At 68.3% G+C, this 9025-nt stretch carries 8 protein-coding genes; 1 reads left to right on the top strand and 7 read right to left on the bottom strand.

Annotated elements, in window-relative coordinates; all coding sequences use genetic code 11:
- Nucleotides 1-73 precede the first annotated feature (73 nt).
- The 7 genes from IH26_RS59245 to IH26_RS0151775 all read right to left on the bottom strand — a co-directional run bounded on the left by IH26_RS59245 (nucleotide 74) and on the right by IH26_RS0151775 (nucleotide 8137).
- Complete coding sequence (locus tag IH26_RS59245; protein ID WP_245666066.1) at nucleotides 74-415, bottom strand: histidine phosphatase family protein; 342 nt, start codon at nucleotides 413-415, stop codon at nucleotides 74-76.
- Nucleotides 416-1098: 683 nt separating this feature from the next.
- Nucleotides 1099-1260, bottom strand: coding sequence for a hypothetical protein (locus IH26_RS62500; protein WP_211268938.1), 162 nt, complete (start codon nucleotides 1258-1260; stop codon nucleotides 1099-1101).
- A gap of 18 nt (nucleotides 1261-1278) precedes the next feature.
- Nucleotides 1279-1521, bottom strand: a complete 243-nt coding sequence (locus IH26_RS0151755) for a hypothetical protein (RefSeq protein ID WP_169789953.1) — start codon at nucleotides 1519-1521, stop codon at nucleotides 1279-1281.
- A 342-nt stretch (nucleotides 1522-1863) separates the two neighbouring features.
- Entirely contained in the window at nucleotides 1864-2271 is a 408-nt protein-coding gene (locus IH26_RS0151760; RefSeq protein WP_030443692.1) for a hypothetical protein, read from the bottom strand.
- Nucleotides 2272-2296: 25 nt separating this feature from the next.
- Complete coding sequence (locus IH26_RS0151765) at nucleotides 2297-2698, bottom strand: hypothetical protein (RefSeq protein WP_030443693.1); 402 nt, start codon at nucleotides 2696-2698, stop codon at nucleotides 2297-2299.
- Nucleotides 2699-3211: 513 nt separating this feature from the next.
- Complete coding sequence (locus IH26_RS0151770; RefSeq protein ID WP_030443694.1) at nucleotides 3212-3898, bottom strand: DUF6585 family protein; 687 nt, start codon at nucleotides 3896-3898, stop codon at nucleotides 3212-3214.
- Between the two features lie 519 nt (nucleotides 3899-4417).
- The gene (locus IH26_RS0151775; RefSeq protein ID WP_051810086.1) at nucleotides 4418-8137 is read right to left on the bottom strand and encodes an nSTAND1 domain-containing NTPase; all 3720 of its coding nucleotides are present in this window, start codon (nucleotides 8135-8137) and stop codon (nucleotides 4418-4420) included.
- Between the two features lie 243 nt (nucleotides 8138-8380).
- Here IH26_RS0151775 and IH26_RS60965 point away from each other — a divergent pair, with 243 nt between their 5' ends.
- Nucleotides 8381-8956: a hypothetical protein gene (locus tag IH26_RS60965; RefSeq protein WP_157437886.1), complete on the top strand. Its 576-nt coding sequence runs from the start codon at nucleotides 8381-8383 to the stop codon at nucleotides 8954-8956.
- Nucleotides 8957-9025: the final 69 nt, after the last annotated feature.

The following is a 9025-nucleotide window of genomic DNA, read 5'->3' on the forward strand; positions in this document are numbered from 1 at the left end:
GCCGGATCATCATCAAGTACACCAGCCGAACCGCCATACCGATGATCCTCAACGCCAACCCGAAAATCCCAGCTCACCAGGTGTGCGACGAGTTCTGGCACGGTACACGCTGCCCCGCGGAGGGCACCGGGGTGCGGTCCGTCACGAAGTCGCACTCGTTGCGTGCGACGTCCGGGAGATGGCCGGCGACGATGTCGGCGGTCTGGGCCGCCCGGGTCAGCGGGCTGTGGTGGACAGCGGAGAAGGGCACCGTGCGAAGCCGGTCGGCCTGATCGCGGCCATGCCGCGATAGACCTCCGTTCCGGCTGTGGCCGGTCGCCGGGTCCTGCTCGCCGTGGCGGACGAGGTACAGCCGTGTGCGGACAGTCAAAGCTGGCCCTTCGATCGCTGGTGGATTGCCAGCACGATAGATCACGACGCATGGATCACTCGCTGCAGCCAATGACTCGACTCCTCAGCCCAGCGAGTGCACCGAGGGCTCCCGTACATACCGACGTGCGGATGGGCCGACGCGCTCGCCACGTGCGCCGTGACCGGCCAAGCCCGACTCGGGAGGGTCGCGTCAACGACGGGCTCATTCCCGCCGCGAAGCGCGTGGACTCAGCGAAATCGGGTCGCCGGCGATGGTCGACGGTCGGTTCGCATGGTGTTGCCTCCGGCCCACCGGGTTCGAGTCCCGATCGACTATCACATTTCCGCTCGCAGGACAATCGCATCATTTTCTCGCACGCAGATGTGTCCGATCGATGGCCGCTCGGCGCCTCCTTCGGCCGCCTGGCGATTCTGATCCGCCCACCTTTTACCCACCGAAAACAACGCGAACTCATGACAACGAATGACAAGCTCCGGACGTCAATCGGCAGCGTTCGCGCTGGTCAGAGTGCATCTTCGGCAAGTAGTGCCAAACCTTGCAAAGTCGCGATTTAGAGCAAGGGGTCGCAGGTTCAAATCCTGTCAGCCCGACAAAAACAGGCGGTGACCTGCGGAAACGCAGGTCGCCGTTTTTGTAGGTGGAAGATCACCCCTCGAAAACCCCCTTTTTACGCAGCTCGGCTCTCCGGGCGCACGCACCTGTACCGCTCGAGAACGCGGTTCTCGCTAGGCTGCCTGCGAGAATTCGCTGCGCAGGAGCTCGATGCCTTCGCCGGTGAACACCTCGTCGAACACGGTCGTGTACTTGGTGTCGCGGTCGCGGATCAGGAACCGGAACTGCCTGGCCCGCTCCCCCAGCTCCAGCCGGGGCCTACCGCGGCACCGCATGGGCGCGGCAATGACCACTCAGGGCAGGCGCCGGTCTGCCCGGTCACGCAGGGAGCCGGCGCGGAGGTCCCGCGGGAATGCCCGCACGTCATCAAGTCGGCGCTGGGTCAGTTGGGTGAGCCGTTCGCTGAACTTGGCCGGGTCCAGGTAGTTGGAGACCTCGGAACGGTAGGCGGCCTCGAGTAGCTCGACCCCGAGGTCGTAGGCACCTCCGGGCTCCGGCCTCCCCGCGTCGCCTACACAGACGCCTGACCACAACACTCCGTCTCCGGCCGGCGTAACACGGAACGAATGCCCCTCTGACGGCTGTCCTATCTGAGCAGCCATGACGGCGAGGACGCGCTCCGAGTCAAACTCGACGTGTTGATCCATGGCAGCAACGGTAGGCGCGGGCGCACTCAACTCGGCCATGACCGCGCGGCCGCCCAAGCGCCACCGGGCGTACGTGGCGTGACGGCCGCCCAGGTCCACGGAGCGCCGTCGGTAGCGGTCGGATCGCCGGCCAGCGTGCGCTCGACGACAAATCCCGATGCTTTGGCCGTTCCTGACCGCCCGGTGACCGCGGGCGCCCCCTGCACGCGGGGGGCCCGCGGTCGCGAGCGGTCAGCCTCCGATCAGGGTCACCTGGAAGCTGGTCAGGGTCCCGGTCACGATGTAGGTGGCCGTCTGGCCGTTGTCGCAAAAGGACACGAACTGTCCGGCGGGGGTGGGGTTGCCGCCGCCGAGCGGGGTCACGATCGGACGCACATCCGTGCCGGCGGCGTAGTCGGTGAAGGCCAGGTCGGTCGCGCGGGACTGGTTCACCGGGTACCGGTCGGTGGGATTCGTGGTGGTTCCGGTGCGGTCGCTGAGCACGTACGACAGCACGAACGCGGAGTTGTTGGAAACCACGACCCGCTGCACGCAGGGATCCACCTGGGCCAGGGCGGGAGCGGCCGGCCCGGCGACGGTCAGGGCGAACACGCCGGTGCCGGCGAGGGCGGCGGACACGGCCGTACGAATCTTGTTCATCAGCTCTCCTTGGGGGTGGGCATGATCAGCGCTGCAGGGTGACGCGGACGTCGAGCGTGGTGCCGGTGGCCGAGTAGGTCGCGGTCTGACCGTTGGCGCAGAACGACACGAAGTCGGCGGACGGCTCGGTGTTCCCGGCGGTGGCGGTGACGACGGGGCGGACGTCCTGGCCCTCGGGGATCGGAGTGGCGGTCAGATCGACGAGCCGGAAGTTGTTGATCAGGTAGGTGTCGGTCGGCGTCGAGGTGATCCCGGTACGGCTGCTGACCACGAACGACATGGCGTAGGCACCGTTGTTGATCACCGCGATGTTCTGCACGCATGGCGTGGCCTGGGCGAACGCGGCTGACGGCGCGACGGTCAGAGCGGTGACCCCGGCGGCGGCCGCGGTCGCCGTGGCGAGGGTTCGTCGGATGATGGCGGTCATTCGATCCTCCGTAGTACGTGGACTGTCGTGCGACGGAGGCCTATTACCGTCGAGTAGACGGATGAAACCGTCAATCCGGATGTAAAACTGTTTTACAGACATGTCGCTCGGCGAGCGGCTTCAAGCGCCAGGAGGACGCCGTGCGCGCGCCGGCCCGGCAGAGGTGCATCGAAGCCGTCCGCCGCACCGGCAACGACTTCTTCCGGCTTGTGCACCGCGACAATGCCATCGACGACCGCCCATCGAGGACCTGCAGGAGACCGGCGCTGCGTCGGTGACCACCTCGATCGGGATCACCTTCAGGGTCTCGAGGGCTTGGGTGAAGAATCGGCGCGCCGCGGTTCGGCCAGAAGTTCCTCGACGTCGTTGCGCCCGCCGCCGGAGATGTTGCCGATGCCGCGCGCCCGTCGTACGCAACGAGGTCGTCCTTGTTCGTCCCCGCCGACGTGGCGGGCGAAGCGCAGCCAGCGCCGAACCTGATGGACCAGCCGGGCCAATCGGCTCGCCAGCAGATCAGGTCGGCCGCGCCCGGCGCAGTTCCTCGTAAAGGGTGACGAACATCGGCAGGTTCGGGATCGAGGCGGAGTACACGCTGATCATCGGACGGCGCTGTCCGGTGCGCCTGACGACCGTCACGCCGTTGTCGACGGTCAGCGGGTCGACCTGCGACCAGGGCACCACGCCGTCCTTCCCGCGAACCCCCTGCCTGCTGATGACGACAGCGCCGAAGACAAGGTCTTTGCCGTCGGCGAGGGCCGTGCGATGGGCAGGCAGCCGGGCTTCCGAGACGACCTGGGCCAGCTGCCTGCCGAACGCGGGTAGTCTCGGGTCTCCTCTGTCCCCCGGACCTGTGTCGGCGTCGTAGAAACCTCCTTCCCACTGAACGACCGCACGGTCCATCGAGCAGATCGCGAACGAGAACCGCGTCTGTCTATAGAAGTGATTCACGTATTGCCGAACGTATCCCTGTCGCACCCAGGAGATCTGGTCGTACCGTAAGGCACGGGGCGCGCTGGCGGCCGGGACGTCGACGAAGCCCTGCTCGAAGCGGTGAACCAGGTGGCCGGTGTCCTTGAACTTGACGAGCCCTCGCTTCTGCGCCGGAAGCGTGTCAACCAGCGTTCCGAGGGCTTTCGCCTCGGCCGCGTGTACCGCCTCGCTGGAGGGTTCTCTTCCGCTGTCCTTGCCGCGCTGAGGCATGGCATCAGTATCGGACTATGCCCTGCAAGGAGGGAAGATTCCACGGGCCTGCGCAAAGGTTGCCCACTTTGGACGCGACGCCGGACGGACCGCCCGGCAACCCGTCGTAACCAATCCAGGCCAGCGGTTACGTGACGTCTGTTGCCAATGTTCGGTAGCGCTGCCTCCGTAGAGGAACGGCGTGGGACTCGTTCGGGATGAACGGCGCGTCGGTCTGGCGTGCCGGGGCTCGGAGGACTATTCGTACTGGCGTGGCGGACCTAGGCCGCCGGCAACTCGCCGATCTCGACCGCATCCTGTCCCGGCGGCCGCCACAACAGCAATGACCGCAACCTGCAACGGCGCGCACACCGTCAGTCGAGGAGGCACTCCGACGCGAGGCCAGTCACCCGACGTGACGACTGCCAGGCGCCCGTGCACGATCGGCCGGATCCGCGTGGCGCGGCATAGCGTGCGCCACTACCGCTGCACCGCGTGAGTGCGGCAATGACCGCTCAGAACTCGAGGTCACGGTTCACCTCATCGGGATGCCGACCTGTCCTTACCGGAGGATAGGTAGCGTTGTCGCTCTTGGGGGGTGAGATCGCGGGTCGCGAGTTGGTCGGCCTGCTTCTCAATCTGGGTAAATGGTGCGCAGGCATCGCAGTGGGCTATGCGTAGGGTGCCGTCGTCGTGGATGGTGGCGATCCAGGTCGTTGCGGGTCCGAAGACGGCCTGCTCGACGGGGCTTCCGTAGCCGTGGATGGTGGCCAGGAGGGTGGCCGTGGATGCTTGCCAGATCCGGAGGCCGCCGTCGGCGCCGCTGCTGACCAGTTCTTGTCCGTCGGGGCTGTAGGCGATGTTCCAGACGCTGCCGCGATGGCCGTGCAGGACGGTGGCGGCCGGTGGGGTGGCGGCCAGGTCCCAGATGCGGATGGTGCCGTCGTCGCCGCTGCTGGCCAGGTGGCGTCCGTCCGGGCTGAACGCGGCCTGCCAGACCAGGCCGCTGCGGTGCCCGGTCAGGACCTGCGCGCGGCCGGTCGACAGGTCCCAGATGCGGATGGTGCCGTCGGCGCCGGTGCTCACCAGGCGGTGACCGTCGGGTGACGCGGTGACCGACCGGACGACGCTTTGGTGGCCGGCGAGGACGGTGGCAGCGCCGGTGGTGAGGTCCCAGACCCACACCCGTCCCAGTCCGTCGGCGGCGGCGATCCGGTGCTCGGGCAGGAACGCGACACCGTAGATTTTCGTGCCGTGGCCGCCGAGAACGCGACTGCGGCCGGTGGCGGTGTCCCAGATCCGTACGTCGCCGTCGGAGCCGCCGCTGGCGACCTGGGCGCCCGCGGGGTCGACCGTCACGGCCAGCACCGGGCCTTGATGGCCGTGGAGGATCTTCGGGGCTGCCGGGCCGGCCGGGTGCCAGATGCGGACCGTACCGTCGTCTCCGCCGGTGACCAGCAGGCGCCCGTCGGGGCTGGCGGCCACCGCGTCGAGTGGGGTGACCGGGAGCCCACGCAGGATCCGCGGGGCGCCGGGGTACGTGGGGTCCCAGAATCGGGCGGTGCCATCACTGCTGCCGGACAGCAGTCGATCGCCGTTGCGGCTGAAGGCCAGGCTCCAGACGGTGCCGTCGTGGCCGGGCAGGATCAGGGGGTCGTCGGGGCCGTCGAGATTAAAGACCCGGATGGTGCCGTCGCTGCCGGCGGCCGCCACCCGTAGGCCGTCCGGGCTGGTCGCAACGGTCTCGATGGTGCCCGCCCCGTCCCCGCGCAGCACGACCGTGTCCTGGGCTGTGCCCGGATGCCAGACCCGGGCGGTGCCGTCCGTGCTGGCGCTGACCAGGGCTGTGGAGTCCGGGGTGTAGGCCAAGTTCTGCACGGTGTTGGTGTGGCCGCGCAGTACCACCGGCGAGGATGCGCCGCTGGTGCCCCAGATCCGGATGACGCCGTCGGCATCGCCGGCTGCCAGGTGCTTGCCGTCCGGGCTGTAGGCCAGGCCGAGCTGTCGGCTGGCATGCACCATGGTCCTGATCTGTCCGCCGGTCGCCGGATTCCAGATCCGCACGGTGCCGTCGTCGCCCGTGCTGGCCAGCGACCGTCCGTCCGGGCTGAACGCGACTCTCCACACCTTGCCGGTGTGCCCACGCAGAACCAACGGGGGGCCGCTTGCGGCCAGACGCCAGACGGTGATCGTGCCGTCGAGGCCGCAGGCGGCCAGCAGGCGACCGTCCGGGCTGAAGGCCGGGCTCCACACCTCTCCCCGGTGTCCGGAAAGCTCTCGTGGGCCGCCCTGAACGGTACCGTCCGGCGCGAGTTGCCAGATCCGTACGGTGCCGGTGTCACCGCTGGTCGCGAGCAGATGCCCGTCGGGTGCATAGGCCACACCGAAGACCCGGGGCTGGCCGGTGGTCAGGACCGAGCGCAGCCGATCGTCGACGACGGCTTGACGCAGTACGGCTTGCGCCGCCGGGGTCTGCCGGATCGTCAACGCCTTGCGGGCCAGCAGCAGCGCCAGGTCCGGCTGCAGCGTCAGCTGTTCCCGTGCGGTTTCGGCCAACTGGCCGGACAACGCCTGGTCACGTTCGTCGGCCGCGCGGCGGGCCTGCACAACGCTGAACAGGGCGAGCACGCTCACCACCAACGTCACGCCGGCCAGCAGAGCAACGGCCGTGCGCGCCCGGCGCCGGCGTGCGGTTGCCTCCCGCTGCTCGAGTTCGCGGCTGGCTCTCAGAAACGCGGTCTCTGCCGAATTCAGCCGGCCCGCGCTCAGCGGCTTCTCATCCCAATCGGTCAGGCGCCGCCCCCGGTACAGGATTGCCTCGTCCCGGCTGTGCCGTTCCCATTCGGCAGCGGCCTCGCTCAACCGCCGGTAAGCCAGCAACCGGTCCCGGTCGGTGGTCAGCCAGTCCCGCAGGCGAGGCCAGCTCCGGATCAGCGCCTCGTGCGACACGGACACGTCATCGGCGTCGCAGGTGATCAGCCGGGTGCCGGCGAGACGGTTGAGGAGGTCGCGGAAGGCGTCATCATCGGGCAACTCGCTGTAGCGGACCCGCCGGCGGGTGTCGTCCGTGCCGTCGCCCAGGGCGGTCAATCGAAGGAACAGGTCACGGGCCATGTCCTGCCGTTGCGAGTCAAGGCTGGTGTAGACCTCTTCGGCGGTGCGGCTGACCGCCTCACTCAGACTGCCCGCAGCGCGGAATCCGGCCAGCGTGAGGGTGCGGCCCTGCCGGCGTCGCCAGGTTTCCAGCAGGGCATGCGAGACCAGCGGCAAGACGCCCGGTTGCCCGGCGGCGTCCGCAACGATCGCCTCGACCAGCGCCGGTTCGACGCACCATCCCGCATGCTGCGCCGGGCCGGTGACGGCTTCCCGCAGTTCGGCGGCTGTCATCGGGCCGACCAGCACCTGAGCCTCCCGCAGCACCGGAACCAGTCCGGCATGCTGAGCACAATGGGCGTAGAAATCCGCGCGGATCCCCACAATCACCCGCACCCGCCCGTCGCTGTCCCCGTCGGTGATCGTCAGGAGGCAGTCGACGAAACGCTCTCGCACCTGTGGGTCACGGCAGAGCGTGAACACTTCCTCGAACTGGTCGACTATCAAGGTGATCCGCGCGGCTTCCGGTCGAACAGCCAGCGCCTCCCGCACGGCGGCGCGGACCTCGTCCAGTTCCGTGCCCGCCCCCGGTTGGGCAACCCCCTGGTCGCCGGTCGAACCAGCCAAGCGGCGCAGGGCGGCCGACAGCTGCGACAACGGCTGCGGCCCCGGGGTGAACAGCACCGCCTCGCCTGGCAGCCGGGGCAGGAGCCCGGCACACAACAGGGACGACTTCCCGCTTCCCGAGGCGCCGACCACGGCCAGCAGCCGGGCATCAGCCACCCGGGTAAGCAGTTCATCGGTCAGCTGCTTGCGGCCGAAGAACCGGTCGGCGTCCGCGGCTCCGAACGTGGCCAACCCCAGGTACGGCGGCTCGCCAGACCTCTGGTCCGGCTCAGCCGACAGCTCCCTCCGTACCGCATGCCAGCGACGAACCCACTGCTCGACGTCGCCGCCGCAGCCCTGCACGTACGCCCGTGTCACCGCCAGCGACGGCAAACTGCGCCCGGCGGCCGCCTCCGACAACGTCGACATCGAAAAATGCACCCGCCCGGCCAACTCCCGGTACCCCGGCCGGCCCGCATCCTCCCGCAACAGCCGCAACTCCCACGCGAACCGCTGCACCGGACCCGCATCCGGATCCAGGTCACGCTCCGTCCGACCCATGCCCAGGCCCCCGCACCCTCGACGCATCGACATCCGGAATTGTTCGCCGATTGTTCGGCTGTCGCCAGGGGCCTGGCGATCGCATCGACGAGCCCCACATTCTCCCGGCAACATCGGCGCATCGGCTCATGTAATTGTTCGGCAATTGTTCGGCCACTGGACGGCACCCTGTTGGCCAACGCGACCGCAGCGCTAGACAGGGCTCCTGTCCAGACAACGGGCAGACGATCGACGGGAGCAAACATGATCCAAAAACGTGCACGCCTGCCTCGTACCGCGATCCGGCAAGCGCTATTCACGCTCGCAACACTGGTGGCGGTCTTCGTCGCCGCGGCTCCGGCATCGGCCGCCCATCGGACGCCCGACGTCACCTACGCGGCCGCCCAGCGGCCGGCCCTGCGGGCGAAGGTGACCGAGCGCCTGGCGGGCCAGGGCACAGGCGCGTCCGGTGCCGCCCACGCTTCTGCAGTTCTCGGGGTTCAGGTACGTGCGTCAAGCAACTGTGGCCTTCCCGCATCTGCGGGAGCGGGCAGCGGCTACAACGGGACCTATACGGCCTGCGCCAACTGTGTGGTGGTCGCCGCCTCGAACACAGAGAATCAGACGGACAATAAGGTGTGGTATTGCACCTACAACCCCGCCCGTAACGCATTCGACCTGCATACCGGCGCCCGTGGGAGTAGCGTCCACTGCAACTTGCCGAACGCCGCCGGGGCCAACAGCGGCTACACCGGCAGCTACTACAGTTGCGTCAACTGTGCCGAATATGCGGCCGACGACACGTTGAACAGTGAGCTGATCTCAACGACTTTGCGGTAGGTATTTGTATTCGAAATGGGTGAGGTGCAGTGCTGCTGCGAGGATGTCGCTGGTCCGCCGGGGGCTGGC

This window comes from Actinoplanes subtropicus (assembly GCF_000721705.1).
GTDB classification, from domain to species: domain Bacteria; phylum Actinomycetota; class Actinomycetes; order Mycobacteriales; family Micromonosporaceae; genus Actinoplanes; species Actinoplanes subtropicus.